The sequence below is a fragment of the Streptomyces sp. NPDC045778 genome (genome assembly GCF_056431945.1).
The window spans coordinates 241,192-259,996 of record NZ_JBWKJZ010000003.1; the positions used below are offsets into that span (position 1 = coordinate 241,192).

16 protein-coding genes are annotated in these 18,805 nt (G+C 74.2%); 10 read left to right on the forward strand and 6 right to left on the reverse strand.

Annotated elements, in window-relative coordinates:
• Positions 1-471: 471 nt before the first annotated feature.
• Complete coding sequence (locus AC07GB_RS05660; RefSeq protein WP_478842068.1) at positions 472-1,347, forward strand: cation diffusion facilitator family transporter; 876 nt, start codon at positions 472-474, stop codon at positions 1,345-1,347.
• 18 nt (positions 1,348-1,365) lie between these two features.
• Here AC07GB_RS05660 and AC07GB_RS05665 read toward each other — a convergent pair whose 3' ends face one another.
• Entirely contained in the window at positions 1,366-1,755 is a 390-nt protein-coding gene (locus AC07GB_RS05665; RefSeq protein WP_478841954.1) for a tautomerase family protein, read from the reverse strand.
• 92 nt (positions 1,756-1,847) lie between these two features.
• Positions 1,848-2,477: a LysE family transporter gene (locus AC07GB_RS05670; protein WP_478842070.1), complete on the reverse strand. Its 630-nt coding sequence runs from the start codon at positions 2,475-2,477 to the stop codon at positions 1,848-1,850.
• A 1,113-nt stretch (positions 2,478-3,590) separates the two neighbouring features.
• Between AC07GB_RS05670 and AC07GB_RS05675 the strand changes: the two genes are divergently transcribed.
• The 7 genes from AC07GB_RS05675 to AC07GB_RS05705 are packed head-to-tail and all read left to right on the forward strand — an operon-like array spanning position 3,591 to position 13,587.
• Positions 3,591-4,886 carry an ABC transporter substrate-binding protein gene (locus tag AC07GB_RS05675; RefSeq protein WP_478841955.1) on the forward strand — a complete coding sequence of 432 codons (1,296 nt, stop codon included), beginning with the start codon at positions 3,591-3,593 and terminating at the stop codon, positions 4,884-4,886.
• Entirely contained in the window at positions 4,883-5,863 is a 981-nt protein-coding gene (locus tag AC07GB_RS05680) for a carbohydrate ABC transporter permease (RefSeq protein WP_478841956.1), read from the forward strand. Before AC07GB_RS05675 ends, AC07GB_RS05680 begins: the two co-directional genes overlap by 4 nt.
• Positions 5,864-5,873: 10 nt before the next feature.
• Entirely contained in the window at positions 5,874-6,686 is an 813-nt protein-coding gene (locus tag AC07GB_RS05685; RefSeq protein WP_478841957.1) for a carbohydrate ABC transporter permease, read from the forward strand.
• A gap of 25 nt (positions 6,687-6,711) precedes the next feature.
• Positions 6,712-9,876, forward strand: coding sequence for a glycoside hydrolase family 38 N-terminal domain-containing protein (locus tag AC07GB_RS05690; RefSeq protein ID WP_478841958.1), 3,165 nt, complete (start codon positions 6,712-6,714; stop codon positions 9,874-9,876).
• Between the two features lie 38 nt (positions 9,877-9,914).
• A complete protein-coding gene (locus tag AC07GB_RS05695; protein ID WP_478841959.1) occupies positions 9,915-11,612 on the forward strand; it encodes a class I mannose-6-phosphate isomerase in 1,698 nt (565 codons plus the stop codon).
• Positions 11,609-12,469: an ROK family protein gene (locus AC07GB_RS05700; protein ID WP_478841960.1), complete on the forward strand. Its 861-nt coding sequence runs from the start codon at positions 11,609-11,611 to the stop codon at positions 12,467-12,469. Before AC07GB_RS05695 ends, AC07GB_RS05700 begins: the two co-directional genes overlap by 4 nt.
• 56 nt (positions 12,470-12,525) lie before the next feature.
• Entirely contained in the window at positions 12,526-13,587 is a 1,062-nt protein-coding gene (locus AC07GB_RS05705; protein WP_478841961.1) for a LacI family DNA-binding transcriptional regulator, read from the forward strand.
• A gap of 6 nt (positions 13,588-13,593) precedes the next feature.
• Here AC07GB_RS05705 and AC07GB_RS05710 read toward each other — a convergent pair whose 3' ends face one another.
• Both AC07GB_RS05710 and AC07GB_RS05715 read right to left on the reverse strand, forming a co-directional pair.
• Complete coding sequence (locus AC07GB_RS05710) at positions 13,594-14,286, reverse strand: B3/B4 domain-containing protein (protein WP_478841962.1); 693 nt, start codon at positions 14,284-14,286, stop codon at positions 13,594-13,596.
• A gap of 66 nt (positions 14,287-14,352) precedes the next feature.
• Entirely contained in the window at positions 14,353-14,955 is a 603-nt protein-coding gene (locus AC07GB_RS05715) for a LysE family translocator (RefSeq protein ID WP_478841963.1), read from the reverse strand.
• Between the two features lie 28 nt (positions 14,956-14,983).
• Between AC07GB_RS05715 and pdxR the strand changes: the two genes are divergently transcribed.
• Together pdxR and AC07GB_RS05725 are read left to right on the forward strand one after the other, a co-directional pair.
• A complete protein-coding gene (gene pdxR / locus AC07GB_RS05720; protein WP_478841964.1) occupies positions 14,984-16,495 on the forward strand; it encodes a MocR-like pyridoxine biosynthesis transcription factor PdxR in 1,512 nt (503 codons plus the stop codon).
• Between the two features lie 225 nt (positions 16,496-16,720).
• Entirely contained in the window at positions 16,721-17,668 is a 948-nt protein-coding gene (locus AC07GB_RS05725) for a TauD/TfdA dioxygenase family protein (protein ID WP_478841965.1), read from the forward strand.
• 16 nt (positions 17,669-17,684) lie between these two features.
• Here AC07GB_RS05725 and AC07GB_RS05730 read toward each other — a convergent pair whose 3' ends face one another.
• Positions 17,685-18,338 (reverse strand): SRPBCC family protein, encoded by a 654-nt coding sequence (locus AC07GB_RS05730; RefSeq protein WP_478841966.1) that lies wholly within the window; start codon positions 18,336-18,338, stop codon positions 17,685-17,687.
• The gene (locus tag AC07GB_RS05735) at positions 18,331-18,741 is read right to left on the reverse strand and encodes an ArsR/SmtB family transcription factor (protein ID WP_478841967.1); all 411 of its coding nucleotides are present in this window, start codon (positions 18,739-18,741) and stop codon (positions 18,331-18,333) included. The genes AC07GB_RS05730 and AC07GB_RS05735 overlap by 8 nt, the downstream gene beginning before the upstream one ends.
• Positions 18,742-18,805 lie beyond the last annotated feature (64 nt).

The window sequence follows — 18,805 nt, forward strand, 5'->3', positions numbered from 1 at the left end:
AGGGCGGGGCCGTCGACATGGCGTGCAGTCGCGACGCCCAGGCAGCCGAGCACGCGCTCTCGGCCTGCCCTTACGCGACCTGCCCTTACGCGACCTGCCCTTACGTGACGCAGGAGCGGAAAGTACCAAGTGGCGGCCGCAGCTCATCGAAACGCCGAACAGAGCCAATTCGGCCACTCCGCACCGCGATTGGAGGCACGCGAGACCCATGACCCGGGCCCCGAACCGGCATTGAAAACGGTCACCGATGCAGCCTTTGCGGCGCTCGCCGAATTGCGCTTAACTCCCCTGCGTCAGCCGCCGTCGGCACACGTGGGGGGAAACTCCGTGGGGCACGCGCATACGCATCAGCACGGGCATGACCACGGCCATGGTCACGCGGCCGGAGGCCACGCCGGGCACAGTCACGGCGTCTCCGCCGACGCCGACCGGCGATGGCTTTCGCTCGCGCTCGTATTGATCGGCGTTTTCATTGCCGTCGAGACGGTCATCGCTTTCATGGCCGGTTCCCTCGCGCTGATTTCCGACGCCGTCCACATGCTCACGGACGCCTTCTCCATCGTGCTCGCGCTCGTCGCGATGCGGCTCGCCGCGCGGCCCGCCAAGGGCACGTACACCTTCGGTCTGAAGCGGGCGGAGATACTCTCCGCCCAGGCCAACGGGCTCACGCTGCTGCTCGCCGCCGCGTGGCTCGGCTTCGAGGCCGTGCAGCGGCTGCTGCACCCGCCGGAGGTCACCGGCTGGATGGTGCTCGCCACCGCGCTCACCGGCGTGGCCGTCAACCTCGCCGCGACCTGGTGTCTGTCCAGGGCGAACCGCTCCTCGCTGAACGTCGAGGGCGCCTACCAGCACATCCTCAACGACCTGTACGCCTTCATCGGCACCGCCGTCGCGGGCGTCATCGTCATGACCACGGGCTTCGCCCGCGCCGACACCATCGCCACGCTCTTCGTCGTCGTCCTCATGGTCAAGGCGGGCTGCGGGCTGCTCCGCGACTCCGGCCGGATCCTCCTCGAAGCGGCGCCCGCGGGGCTCGACCCGGATGTGATCGGGGTCGAACTCGCCGCGGCGCCCTCCGTGGCCGAGGTCCACGACCTGCACATCTGGACCATCACCTCCGGTGAACCCGCCCTGTCGGCCCACGTCCTCGTCCACCCCGGTGGCGACTGCCACGCCGTGCGGCGCGACCTGGACAAGCTCCTCGCCGACGCGTACGGGCTCACCCACACCACGCTCCAGATCGACCACGAGGACCCGGCCGCCGGCACGACGCCGCTCGCCTCCGCCGCCCCGCACTGCCTGAGCGGCCACGGCCCGACGCACCGGGGAGCCCGACAGGTCCACTGACCCGTCGGGCTGCCGGGCCTAGGGGGCCGGGGCGTACTGGGCTTCGCCGTGGCCGAGTGACCAGTCGATCGACTCGTTCTCGTACAGGGTGATGAACACGTTCCGCGGCTCTGTTCCCGCGTATTCCTCGGCCAGTTCGGCGATCCGCGGGTACAGGGCGCGCTTCTGGTCGGGGGTGCGGCCGGCCCGCATGGTGATCGTGACGTAGACGATCCCGTCGTCACGGCGCACCCCCAGGTAGGTGCCGTGCCGCAGCGTGCTGCTGCTGCCGTCGTGGCCGGTCAGGATCTGGAAGTGGTCGTCGGGCGGAATGCCGATGGCCTCCACCAGCGCGTCGTGGACGGCACGCCCGAGCGCGTCGAGGCGCGCGCTGTCGGCGCGCAGGGCGTCTATGCGGACCAGGGGCATGGCGGGCTCCTTCGGGAGACATGGACGGACGTGAGGGGCCGGACGCTGTACATACTAGTTGGTACAACATCCGGCCCGGCGAGAGGTGGGCCTCAGGCGGCCACCAGCAGATGAACCGCCAACGCCGTGATCACCGCGCTGGACGTGAGGGTCGTGATCAGGCGGCCCCGGCGGCCCGTCAGCGCGCGGCCGAGGAGTGCGCCGCCCCCGGCGAGCAGCAGTTGCCAGCTCGCGGAGGCCGCGAAGGCGGCGAGGGTGAACACCGCCTGGTCGAGCCGGTCCGGGTCCGTGCCGGACCGGCCGCCCACCACGAGCGCCGCGAAGTACACGACGGTGGTGGGGTTGAGCAGCGTGATGCCGAGGAAGGTGGCGTACGCGCGGGCCGGACCCGGTGGCCGGCCCTCGTGGGGCGTGGCCGTCCGCGGGGCGCGGTGGCCGCGGACGGCCACGGTGGCCGCGCGCACCGCGAGGACGATCAGGACGCCCGCGGAGAGCCAGCGCAGCGGGCCCATCACCGGCGCGACGACGTGGGCGGCGGCGGCCCCGGCGACGGTCGCGACCAGGGCGTACAAGCCGTCGGCGGTCGCCACGCCCAGCGCGGCGCACGCTCCGACCCGCCACGACGTCCGGGCGGTGAGCCCCACCAGATAGGTCGCGACCGCTCCCACCGGCATGGCGATGCCATAACCGGCGACGAGCCCCGCGACCAGGTACTCGCTCACCGGCGCGGCGGCGTGGACCTCCACGGTCGGCCGGCCTGCTGCCGGCCGCGCGCCGGACGGGCGGCGAGGGCGAACGGCAGCGGCGCGAAGGCGGGTTCGATGACCATGGCCCGAGCTTGCTGCCCTGGCGGGGGCCCGGGCAACAGGTTTTCGCAGGCACGGCGCCCCCGTCACGCCCCGCCGGGTCAGAGTGGCGCCCGGCACAACAGGGCGCAGGAGAGCCCCTGTTGGTGATGCGCACTGATCCAGCGAGGGTCCCTGGACCGGCACCGCGCACGCGGCCGCCCCGGGCCCCACGCTGTGCGTAGCCGGTTGCACCGCGCGGAACTGCGGGGGAGGGGGAAGGGCGCCTTGGTCGCGCCCGCCACCGCGCAGCCCGCGTCGAGCCCGGCCGCCCGGGTGCGGTCGGTGCCGTGCTCGGGGTTCGGCGCGAGTAACCGTCGTCCGGGCGCACGGAACCGCAGGGGAGGGGGAAGGGCGCCTTGGCCGTGCCCGCCACCGCACAGCCCGCGTCGAGCCCGGCCAGCCCGGGCGTGGTCGGTGCCGTGCTCGGTGTCCACTGCGAGGAGTCGCCGCCCGGCGCACACTCTCAACTCCCGGCGCCCCAGCACCACATTGGCGGGCCGCAGCAGCGTCATCGGGCGCGTCTCCCGTCCCCGGGCGCCGATGGAGGAGCCGCAGTGCCAGGTCCGCGTCCGCGCGGGAGACCCCCGGCGGGGTCCGGCACCACGCCGCCGACCAGTCCCCGGGCCAGGGCCTCCTCGGCGACCGTGCCGCCGTCGGCCACCCGGATCGCGCCGAGGAACCCGCCCCGCCACCCCGAGCCGCGGCGCCGCGCCTCAACTCCCGTTCCCCGAGGGGCGGCAGCTCCCCAAGGGGCCGAGTCGTACAGCACAGCGCGCGCCCCCCACGCCACCCCGGCGCCGCCCGCGTGGCGTGAACGCGACGCCGGGCCTTGACATCCGCCCCCGCCCCCGCGACGCTCCATCTCGCTCGTGTTAACGCTAACACCGGGCCGGGCCACGCCCCGGACGCACCCGGTGCCGCTCGGTACACACCGGTACACACCCGGGGGACGACCCGGGACGCACGGGACCCACCTGGGGGCCGCCCATGTCAGGTACCACGCCCACCGCGCCGCCCGCCCTGGCCCGCCGCACCCTGTTCACCGGGGCCGCCGCCGGGGCGCTCACCACGGCCTGCGGCACCGCGGGCGGCCAACCCCGCGGCAAGGTGGCCGTGTTCGGCGACAGCGCCGCCTGGGCCGCGCCGATGACGGCCGCGGGCAAGGCCATGCAAGGCGTCGCGGGGCTGCGGCTCGTGCCCGAGGTCAACCCGCTCCTGGAGTCCTTCGAGCAGGTGGTCAAGTCCTCGCTGCGCACCCGCAAGACCCCGGACATGCTCAAGTACTGGTCCGGCTACCGCCTGAAGGACCTGGCCCGCACCGGCGGCATCGTCGACCTCTCCGCGACCTGGGACCACGCCGAGCGCAAAGGCTGGACCGACCCCTCGCTGCGCTCCGCGTTCACCGAGCGGGGGCGCGTCTACGGCCTGCCGATGAACCTCGCGTACTGGGTGATCTTCCACAACCCCGAGGTGTTCGCCGAGCACGGCCTGAAGCCGCCGCGCACCTGGGACGACTTCCTCGCCGCCTGCGCCCGGCTCAAGCGCAACAAGGTGACGCCGCTGCACGGCACCGCCGACGGCCGCTGGCCCGCCTTCATCTGGTTCCAGGAGGTCCTCAGCCGCCAGGACCCGCGCTTCTACGACGACTTGATGAACGGCCGCGCCCGCTACACCGACCCGCGCGCCGAGCGCGCCCTGCGCACCCTGGTCTCCTTCTTCGACCGGGACTGGTTCACGCCGATGGACATGAACCACGTCGACGCCGCCGCCGCCCTCGTGCACGGCGAGGTCGCCATGGTGCCCTGCGGCACCTGGCTCGGCTCGACGCTGGTGGCCGCGGGGGCCGAGCCCGGCACGAACATGGACGCCTTCGTGCTGCCCATGGCCGACCCCGGGGCCCGCCCCAGCGTCGTCTTCGAGTCCAGTGCCCTCGTCGCCACCGTCAAGGGACCCGACCACGAGGAGGCTCTGAAGGCGACCCGCGCCTGGTTGCACCCGGCCGTGATGAAGGCCTTCTCGCACACCCTCCAGGACGGCTGCCCCAACCCCGGTGTCGCGCCGGCCAACCCGGTGATCGCCGGACTCCAGAAGAAGGTCCGCGGCGACCGCCTGTGGCTGCTCAACCGCTTCTGGGAGCAGGGCCCGCCCGAACTCGTCGAGGCCACCGTCGACGACCTCGCCGGATTCCTGCTCGACCCCTCCTCGTACCGGAAGGTCCTGCGCACCATGCAGGACCGCGCCGACGACGCCTGGAAGGTGTGGCGGGAGGCGGCCGGGACATGACCGGGACCGTGACCCCCGCGGGGACGCCCACGCCCGGCGCCCGCGAGCGCCGCGTCCGGCGGCGCGTGCCCCTGCGCACCCCGCACCACGCCGCGCGCCCCGGCGCCCGGCTCGGCGGGCCGCTGACCGCGCTGCCCTGGGCGCTGCCCGCCTTCGCGTTCGTGGGTGTCCTGCTCGTGTACCCGTTCCTGCGCAGCGTGTACGGCAGCTTCTTCGAGGACAACGGCTTCACGAGCAGCTACACCGGGCTCGACAACTACACCCGGCTCGCCGACGACCCCATCTTCGGCCGCTCCCTGCTCAACACCCTGATGTGGGTGGCGGGGACGCTGCTCCTGCCGGTCCTCGCCGGGCTCGTCATCGCCCTCGCCACGCACCGTCTGCGCTGGGGCGGGGCCGCCCAGCTCGTGATCGTGCTGCCCTTCGCGATCTCCGGGACCGCCACCGCGGCCCTGTGGTACTTCATGCTGACCTCCGACGGCGCCGTCAACCAGGCCCTGCGCGCCCTCGGCCTCGACGGCTGGCAGCAGACCTGGCTCCTGGAATGGCCGCAGAACACCCTGGCGCTGATCGTCGCGAGCACCTGGCAGGCGACCGGCCTGAACGTGGTGCTCTTCGCCATCGGCCTGCGCGCCGTCCCCCGGGACACGGTGGAGGCGGCCCAGCTGGACGGCGCGAGCGGCTGGCGCATGTTCCGGTACATCACACTGCCGCAGCTGCGCGCCGTGACCGTCGTCGTGGTCGGCATGGCCATCGTCAACAGTCTGAAGGCCTTCGACATGATCTGGATCCTCACCCAGGGCGGCCCGTCCCGCTCGTCCGAGACCCTCGCCCTGACCATGTACCGCGAGACGTTCCGCCTCTTCCACGTCGGCTACGGCTCGGCGATCGCCCTCGTCCTCTCCGTGGTCGTCGTCGCCTCCTCGTGGCTGTACCTGAGCCGCCAGATGCCCGACACGGGCTGGGCGAAGGCCTGAGGAGGGCGCCATGGGCCGGATGGGACGCCACGCCTTCGTCGCCGGATGCGTCGCGCTCTGGCTGCTGCCGCTGTACCTGCTCGTCGTCAACGCGCTCACCCCCGCGGCCGAATACCGGGGGAAGCCCGACTGGACGTTCCAGGGCTTCGCGCTCGTCGACAACGTGAAGACCGCGTGGGACGAGGCACGCATCGGCGACAGCTTCCAGGCCTCCCTCCTGTACGCCGTCGTGTGCGGCCTTCTCGCGGTGCTCGTCGCGGCCATGGCGGCGTTCGCCGTGGTGGTCCTGCCGATCCCGCGGCCCGCGTTCTGGTTCTGGCTGATCTACTCCGGGACGCTGTTCCCGCTCCAGATCTTCCTCGCCCCGCTGTTCGGCCTGTACGCGGACGCCAACCTGTACGACACCCGGCTCGGCCTGATGCTCGTGTACGTCGCCTGGGCCGTGCCCTTCGCCTTCTTCCTGATCCGCAATCAAATGGCCACGATGCCGCCCGAGTTGACGGAGGCGGCCCTCATCGACGGCGCCTCCTTCGCCCGCGTCTTCTGGCGGATCCACGTACCGCTGATGCGGGCCGGGCTCGGCGCCGCCTTCCTCTTCCAGTTCACCGCCGTCTGGAACGACCTGCTGCTCGGGCTCACCCTCAGCCGCAGCGCCGACGTCCAGCCGGTCATGGCCTCGCTGGCCACCCTCCGCGCCACCTACGCCTCCAGCGGGCCACCCGTGATCCTCGCGGGCGCCCTGATCGTGTCCGTACCCACCCTGCTGCTGTTCCTGGTCTTCCGCGGCCTGTTCCTGCGCGGCATGGCCGCGTCCGTCCGCTGACCGCCCGCCACCCGGGGAGATCCGCATGACCACACGGGCCCTGGTCCGCACCGCGGACTGGGACAACGACCGCATCCGCGCCAGCCTGCGCTCCGGCGTGGTCGGCGCCGAGGGCACCCTCGACGGCGCCGCGCTCCGGCTCAGCGAGGAACCCCTGCTGCGGGAGGCGGCCGACGGCACCCTGCTCCAGTCGCTGCGGGTCGAGCCCGCGGGCGGCTCCCGGGTCCCGGCGGAGCTGGCCGTGCGCACCGAGTCGGGCACCGCGGTGCGCGCGGAGCGCGTGGCCGGGCCCGGCGGCGGGGCCCGGCTCCTCGTGCCCACCGTGGACGCGGCGACGCGCCTCACCGTGGGCCTGCCGGAAGCGGCCGACGGCATCGCCGTCCAGCTCACCCCGCAGCGCCGGTGGACGGTCCACCTGGTGCACCACTCGCACCTCGACATCGGCTACACCGACCCCCAGGGGCAGGTCCTGAACGAACACCTGTCGTTCCTCGACTCCTGCCTGGAGCTGACCCGCGCGACCGACGACTGGCCGTCGGAGTCCCGGTTCCGCTGGTGCGTCGAGTCCCTGTGGTCCTTCGAGCAGTGGGCAGGCGCCCGGCCCGCGGAGCAGGTCGAGGAGCTGATGCGCCGGGTGAGGGAGGGACGCATCGAGCTGACGGCGATGCCGTTCAACCTGCACACTGAGACCTGCTCCACCGACGAGCTGCACGAGCTGCTCCGCCTGGCCCACGACGTCCGCGAGCGCCACGGCGTCACCCTCACCTCCGCCATGCAGACCGACGTGCCGGGCGCGGTCGTCGGGCTCGTCGACGCCCTCGCCCAGGCGGGCGTCCGCTATCTGTCGGTCGCGCACAACTGGGCGGGCCGCTCGGTGCCGCACCTCGTCGGCGGCGAGCAGCTGCCCCGGCTGTTCCGCTGGCGCGCCCCGAGCGGCGCGAGCGTCCTGGTGTGGGTCACCGACACCCCGCACGGCCTCGCCTACATGGAAGGCCCGCTGCTCGGCTTCGACACCTCCTACGCCGACGTCGACGACCTGCTGCCCGCCTATCTGACCTCGCTCGCCACGCACCCCTACCCCTACCGGGGCGGCATCTTCGGCTGGGCCATGGACCACGTCGACGTCAAGCGCGAACCGTACCCGTGGGACGTGCTCCACCTGCGCGTCCAGGGCAAGTTCAGCGACAACGCGCCGCCGCGCCGCGTCATCGCCGACACCGTGCGCCGCTGGAACGAGACCTGGGCGTACCCGCGCCTGAGGCTCTCCCGCAACGAGGACTTCTTCCGCGACGCCGAGGCGCGGCTCGGCGGCGAGATCCGCACCTTCGAAGGCGACTGGACCGACTGGTGGGTGGACGGCGTGGGCGCGGGCGCTCGTCCGCTGTCGCTCGCCCGCACCGCCCAGTCCGCGGTCGCCGACGCCCAGACCATCGGCACGTTCGCCGCCCTCCTCGACGCCACGGGGGCCGAGGACGACACGCGGGACGCCGCCGGTGTGTACGAGGCGGTGTCGCTGTTCGACGAGCACACCTGGGGCGCCGGCGACCCGTGGACGCACGGCGACGAGGGCGGTCACTCCGGCGAGCACCAGTGGCACTGGAAGTACGGGCAGGCGATGCGCGCCCACGACGACGGCGCCTCGCTGCTGCGCCGGGCCTCGGCCCGGCTCGGCCAGCGGCTCGCCGCCGCGCCCGGCGCCGTGGCCACGTACCACGTGGTGAACACCTGCTCGTGGCCCCGCACCGACGTCGTACGGATCTTCCTGCCCGAGAGCACGGTGCCGCTCGACCAGCCGGTGACCGTGCACGACGCCCGCGACGGCCGCGCCCTTGCCCACGAGGAGAGGCCCCAGACCAACGACGACCACCGCGACGCGGGCCGCTTCCTGCTGACACGCGTGGACGACGTGCCGTCCGCCGGTTCACTGCGCCTGGAGGTACGCGCCGACACCCGGTGGGCCGAGCGGCGGGAGGCGCCCCCCGTCGTGAAGGCCGCCACCGGCTGGAACCCCACCGGCGGCACCGAGCGCGAGAACCCCGCCGAGAGCGCCGCGCGCGCCGCGGCCCACCCCGACCCGACGCTCCTGGAGAACGAGTACCTGGCGGTCCGCGTCGACCTCGCCCAGGCCTGCGTGGCCTCCGTCGTCGACAAGTCGACCGGCCGCGAACTCGTACGGCCGGACGCGATCGTCGGCTTCAACGCGTACGTTCACGACAGCTACACCACCGCCGGGGCGTTCAACCACAACTCCAGCCGCACGACGGCGTCCGAGCGCCTGGAGCACCTGGGGCGGCGCTCCGTGGCCCCGCCCGCAGCGCTCATCGACCGCCGCTCCACGGCGACCGCGGAATCGCTCACGTACGAGACGCGTCCCGCGGGCGCGAGCCGCCTGAGGGTCACGCTCACGCTGCCGCGCGGTGTTCCCCGGCTCGACGTCGAGAACCGCCTCGACAAGGACCGGACCCTCGGCAAGGAGAGCGCCTACTTCGCCTTCCCCTTCGCCTTCGAGGAGCCCGTCGTCCGCATGGAGGCCTCCGGCGGCGCCACCGGCACCGGGCTCGCGGTGGTGCCGGGCTCGGCGCGCCACATGCGGGCCGTGCGCCGCTGGGTGACGCTCGCCGACGACGGGGTCGCGGTCGCCTGGTCCACGCAGGACGCGCCGCTGGTGCAGTTCGGCAACATCGCGCTGCCGTACGCGCCGTTCCCCAAGACCCTCGGGCACGACGAGCCCGCCACTGTCTTCTCCTGGATCCACAACAACCTGTGGGACACCAACTTCCCGAGCGAGCAGGGCTTCGAGACCACCTTCCGCTACAGCGTCGCCTGCGGTCCGACGGCGACCGGGCTCGGGACCCGGACGGCGGCGGCGTGGAGCAGGCCGCTGCGGGCGGTGCGGGCCCGGGGCGCGACGGGGGCCGCCCCGGCCACGCACTGCTTCGTCACCCTGGCCGACCCGCGCGTGCGCCTGGTCGGCGCCACCACGCCCCGGGCGGGCGAGACGCTGCTGCGGCTCCAGTCCTTCGCCGAGGAGCCGGTGGCCTGCCGCGTGCGGATCGGCTTCCCGGCGCGCACCGCCCACCGGGCGGGCTACCTGGGCGGCAAGGGCCCCGAACTGCCCCTGGAGGCCGGGGAGGTGAGCGTCGACGTGCCCGCGCTCGGCACGGCGGCGGTGCTGTTCGTGCGCCGGTGAGAGCCGGCACGTCGCTGTCCCGGCGGTAAGGAGACCGTGTGTACCGGCTCGACCCGCGTTACGGCCCCGCGCCCGGGGCCGTGATGGCCACCGGCTGGCCCGCCGTGGCCGCACACCTGCCGAGCGGTCCGCGGACGGTGGCCGTGGAGGGGCCCCCGTCCGCGGACTTCGACCGGCTGGCCGCCCGCGTCGCCGCACACCTCGCCGCGCCCGTGCGCACCCTGGACGTGCGCGCGCACTACGCGCCGCCGCACGCCGTGCGCGAGCGCACCGAGGACGGCACCGGCGACCCCTACTACTGCAAGCTCGCCACGAACCCCCTCGGCGACCTCTTCGACGAACTGCCCGACGCGGCCGGACCACGGGACGCCCTGTGCCTGGTGTACGGCCCCGGCGCGTCCCTCGTCCCGCACGACGTCCTGTGGTACGCCGACGTGCCCAAACGGCACGCGGAGGCCGCCGTCGCCGCGGGCACCGGCCACAACCTGGGCCTGCCGGGCGAACCGGCCGACCTGCGGCGGCTGTTCTACGTCGACTGGCCCATGCTCGACCGGCACCGCGACAAGCTCGCCCCGCGCGTCGACGCCTGGCTCGACGTCCAGGACCCCGACCGGCCCGTCTACCTCGACGGCGACGGGCTGCGCGCCACCCTCGCCGACCTCTCCCACCGGCCGGTGCGCACCCGCCCTTACTTCAACTCCACGCCCTGGGGCGGCCATTGGGCGCAGCGGCGGCTCGGCTTCGCCTCGGGCGCGCGCAACACCGCGCTCGGCTACGAACTCATCGCCCCCGAAGCGGGCGTCGTCATCGGGACCGGGCCCGGACTCCAGGCCGAGGTCCCCTTCCAGCTCCTGTGCGTCCTGCACCCCGAGGCGATGCTCGGCGCCGACGCGCACGCCCGCTTCGGCACCTCCTTCCCGATCCGCTTCGACTATCTGGACACCGTCGACGGCGGCAACCTGTCCGTGCACTGCCACCCGCGCGAGCGGTACATGCGCGAGCGGTTCGGCTGGTCCTACACCCAGCACGAGTCGTACTACATGACGCTCGGCGGCCCCGGCGCGCGCGTGTTCCTCGGCCTGCGCGAGGACGCCGACCTCGACCTGTTCCGCAAGGAGGTCGAGGAGGCCGCACAGGACGGCGTGCCCATGGACCCCGAGGACCACGTCCAGACCTTCCCCGCCGAACAGGGCCGCCTCTTCCTCATCCCGGCCGGCACCCCGCACGCCAGCGGCGCGGGCAACCTCGTCCTGGAGATCAGCGCCACGCCGTACCTGTACAGCCTGCGCTTCTACGACTGGCTGCGCCCCGACGCCGACGGCAGACCGCGCGCCCTGCCCTTCCGGCACGGCCTCGCGAACCTGGACACCGCGCGGCGCGGCGATGCCGTCGCCCGCGACCTGGTCCAGGAGCCGCGCCCGCTGCGCTCGGGCCCGGGCTGGCGCGAGGAACTCATCGGCGCCCTGGACGAGATGTTCTACGAAGTGCGGCGCTTCACCCTGGACACCGGCGCCGAGGCCACCGACGACACCGCAGGGCGCTTCCACGTCCTGAACGTCGTCGAGGGCGAGGGCGTGGAGATCCGCACGGCGGCGGGCGACCGGCACCCGCTGTCGTACGCGGAGACCCTGACGGTCCCCGCCGCGGTCGGCCCCTACCGCCTCGTCGCGCGCGGCGGCCCCGCGCGGGTCGTCAAGGCGCTGGTCCGCGCGTCCGGTGCCGCGGCCGGCCCATGAGAGCCGTCCTGGAACTGGGCGGCACCCATGTGACGGCCGCCCTCGTCGACACCACCCGTGTCGTGCGCCGGGTGCGCCGCGACCTGGAGGGGCGCGGCAGCGCGGAGCACGTCCTCGGCGCCGTGGTGCGCTGCGCCACCGCCCTGGACGCGGCGGCGGGCGAGCTGTGGGGCGTCGCCCTTCCCGGACCCTTCGACTACGACGAGGGCGTCGCCCGCTACGAGGGCGTCGGCAAGTTCGACGACCTGTACGGGATCGACGTGGGGTCGGTCCTGCTCGCGGGCGTCTGGCCCCGGCCCGCGGGCGTGGCGTTCCTCAACGACGCGCACGCCTTCGCGCTCGGCGAGTGGCACGCGGGCGCCGGGCGCGGCCACCGCAGATGCGTCGGCATCACCCTCGGCACGGGCGTCGGCTCGGCCTTCCTCGCCGACGGGGCCGTCCGCCACGACGGGCCCGGCGTGCCGCCACAGGGCCGCGTCGACCTCACCCGGGCCGAGGGCCGCCCGCTGGAGGACACCGTCTCGCGGCGGGCCATCGTCGCCCGTTACGGCGAACGGGGCACGGACGTCCGGGACATCGCGGCCCGCGCCCGCGCGGGCGAACCCCGGGCCGCCCGCGTCCTGCACGAGTCCCTGCGCCCCCTGGGCCGCGTACTCGCACCGTACGTCAGGGAGTTCGGTGCCACGGCGCTTATCGTGGGCGGCGGCATGGCCGCGTCCTGGGACCTCGTCGCCCCGGCACTGCGTGACGGCCTGGGGGACACCCCGGTCGAGCTGCGCCCGGCCGCGCTCGGCGGGGACGCGGCGCTGGTGGGGGCCGCGCTCCACGCGGAGGGCCGGGACGCCGTGCCGCGCTAGGACACGGTGTCGCGGCGGGAGGCCGTGCGGCGGGAGGAACGAGAGGAAGGCCCGGCATGGCCGGAACTCCGCGGGAGCCCGACGACGGCACGGGTGCGTCCCCGCGCGCGTCCAGGAGCGGCCCGCCCACCCTCCGGGACGTCGCCGAGCGGGCCGGGGTCAGCGCGATGACCGCGTCGCGGGTGCTGCGCGACGACCCCCGGGTCCACCCCGCCACCCGCGACCGGGTCCGCGCGGCCGCCGACGCGCTCGGCTACCGGCCCAACGAACTGGCCCGCAGGCTGCGCCTGGGCCGCGGGACCGGTCTGGTCGGCCTGGTGGTCACCAACCTCGCCAACCCCTTCTACTCCCGGCTCGCCCTCGGCGTGGACTCCGTGCTCGCCCCGGACGGCCTCAAGACGGTCATCGGCAACACCGGGCAGGACCTGGACGCCGAACGTGACCTGGTCGCCGACCTGGTGGGCCGCCGCGTGGACGGCGTCATCGCCGTGCCCGCGGGCGACGACCAGCGCCACCTCGCCGCCGCGGCCGCCGACGGCGTCCCCGTCGTCCTCGCCAGCCGCCCGCCCGAGGGCTTCGCCGCGGACTGCGTCCTGGTCGACGACTTCGGCGGGGCCCGCGCCGCCACCGCGCGCCTGATCGCGCGCGGCCACCGCCGCATCGGCTTCCTCGGCTCGCCCCCGACCGTCTACACCGGCACCGAACGGCTGCGCGGCTACCGCTCCGCCCTCGCCGACGCGGGCCTGACCGGCGACGAGCGGCACGTCCGCCAGGGCCAGACCCAGCCCCACCAGGCCGAGCGCGCGGCCGCCGAACTCCTCGGCCTGCCCGATCCGCCCACAGCCCTGTTCTGCTCCAACAACCGCAACACCATAGGGGCGTTCCGCGCCCTGCGCGCGAGCCGGTCCGATGTCGCCCTCGCGGGCTTCGACGACTTCGAACTCGCCGACGCCCTCGGCCTGCCGCTCACCCTGGTCGCGTACGACAGCGACGAACTCGGCCGCGAGGCGGGCAGGTTGCTGCGGCGGCGCATGCGCGAGCGCGGCACGGCGGCCGGTTCGGACGCGCCGCCGCGGAGGGTGGTGCTGCCCACCGAACTGGTCGAGTACGGCGGCTGACCGGGCTCAGCACGTGAACCCGGGAGCCTCCCGGGTCAGCACCGCCACCGTGGGCTCGGCCGACCACACCGCGCGCAGCTCGTCGGCGAGCGCGGACACCAGCTTCGGCACGTCCTGCGAAGCGGATGCGTGCAGGGCCTCCGTGATGATCAGGATCTCGGACGTGGTGTCCCGCACGGCCGAGTAACCGCTCTGGCGGTTGGTCCAGCGGCGGGCGTGGGCCCGGCGCTCGTCGTCGGCGAAGACGACCTCTCCCGCGTCGGGCCACTCCAGGCGGCCGGAGAACGTCTCGTACGCCTCGTCCCCGTCGGCGTACCGGACTTCGAGGTCACCGCTGATGCGGGAGAGGTCGAAGACGCCGACCGGGATGCCGTACGCGAGGGACACCGCGTTGCAGAGGTCGATGAGGGGGTGGATGCGCGGCAGCGAGCCCTCCTTGCGGAAGCGCCGCAGCAGGGATTCGGAGGCGCAGCGGTACTGGGTGGGCTTCATCCCGAGCGTGGAGAACACCCGCCGCCAGGCCTGGACCTCGGGGAACTGGCCCTCCGGGGCGGCGGCGAGGCGCTCGGCCGCCGCCGCGCCGTACCGGGCGACCGGCTCGTCGACCGGGACGTCGGGGGTGATGCCGCGGGCGTGCAGCACGCCGGGGACCAGGGTGGGGAAGTCCCGCCACAGGGCGGGCGCATGCTGGAAGTGCACGGTGATTCCGATCAGGAGAGGGAGAAGGGGTGGGCGAGGGCCTGCTACGAGAGCGCCGGCTTCGCGCTACGAGAACGCCAGTTTCGCGCCCAGCGCGGCGAACGCGCCCGCGAAGACGCGCCGCAGCCACCTCACCACCGCGGGCCGCGCGATGACGTGATCGCGCATGGCCGCCGCGAACCGCCCGTACGCGGCGAAGATGACCAGCGTCAAGAGCATGACGTACCCGCTGAGTTCGAGCATGCGGAGCACCGCGTGCGGGTGGTCCTTCGGCACGAACTGCGGAAGGAACGCGAAGAAGAACAGGGTGAGCTTGGGGTTGAGGAGGTTGAGCAGCACGGCGTCGAGGATCACCCCGGCCGCCGAGCGCGGCGCGGCGCGGTCCTGGTCCGCGGTGAGCGCGCTCTGGTCCCGGAGCGTCTTCCAGGCCATGTAGAGCAGATAGGCGACTCCGAGGTACTTGAGCGTCTGGAACGCGAGGGCGCTGGTGTGCAGCAGCGCGGCCAGGCCCGTGATCGCCGCCAGCATGTGCGGAACGATGCCCAGGGTGCAGCCGACGGCCGCGACGACGCTGGCGCGCGGGCCGCGCGAGAGGCCCGCCGAGACGGTGTAGAGGACTCCGGTGCCCGGCGTCACGGTCATCACGAGCGTGGTGAGCAGAAACTCCATGGCTTGACTCTGTCGGCACAATGGATCTGTGAACAGGTCCAATGGATCTTCTCCTGACAGGTCCAAAGCGGTCGGCGCGCCCGGGACCACGGCCGCCTCCGACTTCCTCCAGCTGAACACCGCCCAGGCCCCGCGGGGCGGCATGGCCGACTGGCTGGCCCGCCAGGTCCGGCGCGCGGTCGCCGACGGTCTGCTGCCGGTCGGCAGCAGACTGCCCGCGACCCGGGTGCTCGCCGCGGAACTCGGCGTCTCCCGCGGCGTGATCACGGAGGCGTACCGCAGGCTGACGGAGGAGGGGCACGTCGCCGGGCGGGGGAGGGGCGGAACCGTGGTGGTGGCCGCGCCCCTGGCCCCCTCAACCCCTCCTGCCCGTAAGGCGCGTGACGCCCCCTCAGGTGCTGGCACGCTGTTCCGGGCACCTCCCGGTACCGACATCTTCGACACCCTGCGTGCCACCCCCGCCCGGATCGACCTGTCACCCGGCCTGCCCGACCTCGCCGCGTTCCCGCGCGCCGCCTGGCTGCGCGCCGAGCGGTCCGTGCTCGCCGGGCTCGTCCCCTCGGACTTCGGCTACGGCGACCCGCGCGGCACCCCGGCCCTGCGCCGGGCCGTCGCCCGGTGGCTGGCCCGCAACCGCGGCATCGCGGCCGACCCGGACGAGGTGCTGGTCGTCGCGGGCACCGCCCAGGCGCTCGGCCTGCTCGCCACCGTGCTGCGGGGCGTGGGGATCTCCCGGGTCGCTGTCGAGGAGCCCTGCTCGCTCGGCCTGCGCCAGCACCTGCGCGTGTCCGGCCTTGACGCGCCGCCCGTGCCCGTGGACGGCGACGGCGTCCGCGTGGACGCGCTGCGGGCCACCGGCGCCCCCGCCGCCCTGCTGACCCCGGCGCACCAGTTCCCCACCGGCGTGGTCCTGGGCGGTGTCCGGCGGCGCGAACTCGCCGAGTGGACCCGCGAGGGCGGGCTGATCATCGAGGACGACTACGACGCCGAGCACCGCTACGACCGGCCGCCCGTGCCCGCCCTGAGGTCCACGCTCCCCGACCGCGTCGCGTACGCGGGCAGCGTGTCCAAGCTCCTCGCGCCCGCCCTGCGCGTGGGCTGGCTGCTCGCGCCCCGCGCGCACCACGCCGCCCTGGTGGACGCCAAGCGCTTCGCCGACCTCGGCAACGCGGCGCTGCCGCAGCTCGTCCTCGCCCATCTGATGGAGTCCGGCGACCTGGAGCGCCATCTGCGCCTGCTGCGCAGGCGGCACCGCGCCCGCCGCGACGCCATGATCGAGGCCATCGGGGAGCATCTGCCGGGCGCCGTCGTGCACGGCGCCGCCGCCGGCCTGCACCTGATGGTGACCTTCCCGCACGGGGCCGGCGGCCGCGCCGACACGGACCTCGCCGCGGCGGCCCTGGAGCGCGGCGTGAAGGTGCAGCCCCTGTCCTGGCACGCCCAGCGCCCCCAGCCGCCGGGCCTCGTCCTCGGCTACGCCGCGAGCACCCCGACGGACATCGGCGAGGGCGTGGCGCTCCTCGGCGGCCTGTTCCGCTGACGGCCCGCCCGCGCGACGGCCCGCCCCTGGACGCGGCCTTGATCCCGTGATCCGCCAGGCGCATGATGAGGCCATGTTCACGCACCGCGCCCACGCCTTCGGAACGGCCACCGTGCCGGACCGATGCGGCTGCGCGCGCGGCGGCTTGTAGCGGACCTCGGGTCCCTCGCCGCTCTCCCCGTACGCCGTATGCCGTACGGGTCCCCTGTGTTCCGGAGGCGCCCCATGTCCGTCGCGGCATCCCCGCACCCCGCCGACCCCCGCTCGCTGCGCACCGCGCGCATTCCCGACGACGGCCTGTACGAGGGGCGGCGCGTGCTGCGCCGCACCCCGCAGGGCTGGCAGGACCGGCCGTACGAGCTGTTCGACGTCGTACCCCAGGCCGCCACCATCGGCGCCGAGATCCGCGGTGTCGACCTCGCCCGGCCCCTCCCGCCCGCGCTGCGCGACGAGGTGAACCGGGCCCTGCTCGAATGGAAGGTGCTGTTCTTCCGGGGACAGCGCCTGAGCGCCGAGCGGCAGCGCGCTTTCGCCCGCCACTGGGGCGAGCTGGAGACCAACCCGCTGCTGGAGCGCGGCGACAGCGACGAGGTGGCGCGGTTCGACAAGGGCGCAGGCTCCGCGCCCACCTTCGAGAACGTGTGGCACACGGACGTGACCTTCCGGGAGCGGCCCGCGATGGGCGCGGTGCTCCACCTGCGCGAAGTGCCGCCCTTCGGCGGCGACACGCTGTGGGCCGACATGTCCGCCGCGTACGACAACCTCGCGGACGAGGTGAAGGAGCGCGTCGAAGGAGCCGTCGCCGAGCACGACTTCCTGCCCGGCTTCCGGCGGTTCCACGGTCCCGAGCGGCTCGCCCGGTGGCAGGAGGCCTTCCCGCCCGTGCGCCACCCGGTCGTGCGCCGGCACCCCGAGACCGGCCGGCGCGCGCTCTTCGTGAACACCTCCTTCACCACCCGGATCCTCGGCATGGAGCGGGCCGAGAGCGACCGGCTGCTGCGCCTGCTGTTCCAGCAGGCGCACGTGCCCGAGTTCCAGGTGCGGTTCCGCTGGCAGGCGGGCGACGTCGCGTTCTGGGACAACCGCGCCACCCAGCACTACGCCGTCGCCGACTACGGGGCCGCCCGCCGGGTCGCCGAGCGGGTGGCGATAGCGGGCGACCGGCCCTACTGAGGCCGCGGCGGCCCGCTCAGGAGCCGGAGGCCGGGGGTACGTAGAAGTCGGTCGTGGCCGCCGTCATCGCCGCGGCGGTGGCGGCGGGCGTGCCAGAGGCCGCGTTCGCCTTCCCCCAGGCCTCGCTGCTGGCGGTCAGGAACGCCTGGGCCTCCTCGGACTCGCTCCACGCCTGCGTCGCCTCGCGGTCGAAGGCCTCGCCGTCGGCGAGGTACGTCCCGAGGCTGACCAGGCCAAGGTCCCAGCCGACGCCGGTGGCGCCGGGGCCGTAGGTGTCCCAGAACTCGGGATCGACGACGGCCACGTGCTCCAGCTCGAAGACGGTGCGGTCCTCGCCCTCGGGCGTCAGGCGCACCTCGACCTCGCTGAACTCGCCCTCCTTGGGCTCCCCGAAGACCCAGCTGACCCGCAGCAGACGGGGCGGCTCGCAGCGCAGCACCTCGCCGCCCGCGTTGCCCTCCAGCTGGTAGCGGCCGCCGGGCCGCAGCTCGCCCGTGACGGGCAGGAACCAGCGCCCCAGGCGCTCCGCGTCCGTGCACGCGTCCCAGACGTCGTGGACGGAGGCGTCGTAGGTGCGCCGCATGACGATGCTGCGGCCCGTGCCCTCGGGGGTCGCGGTGTCCCGCACCTGGCGGTGCATGGCGTTGACCAGGTCGACGATGTCAGCCATCGGAGGTCTCCTCGCTCTCTTCTCGGGCAGCGCGGCGCTCCGCGCTGCGGTCACCACCCCCTGGTGTGCTGACGTGCGGCCGCCCGGCCCGCTTGCCCCGGGCCAGTTCCGTGCCGAGCGCGTCGAGGCGCTGCTCCCAGAAGCCGCGGAAGCGCTCCAGCCAGGCGTCCACCTCGCGCAGCGGTGCCGCGTCGACGGCGTAGAGCCGGCGTGCGCCCTCGGCGCGCACCGTCGTGAAGCCGCTCTCGCGCAGCACGCGCAGATGCTGCGACACGGCGGGCTGGGAGATCGCGAACTCCTCCCGGATCGCGGCGGTGACCGCTCCCGAGGTCCGCTCGCCCTCGGCGAGGAGTTCCAGGATGCGGCGCCGGACCGGGTCGCCCAGCACATCGAATGCGTGCACGCTCCCAGCATGCCACCGCTGCCTTATATAAGGCAACTCTTATACGCTCCAGGGGGCCGGGCGG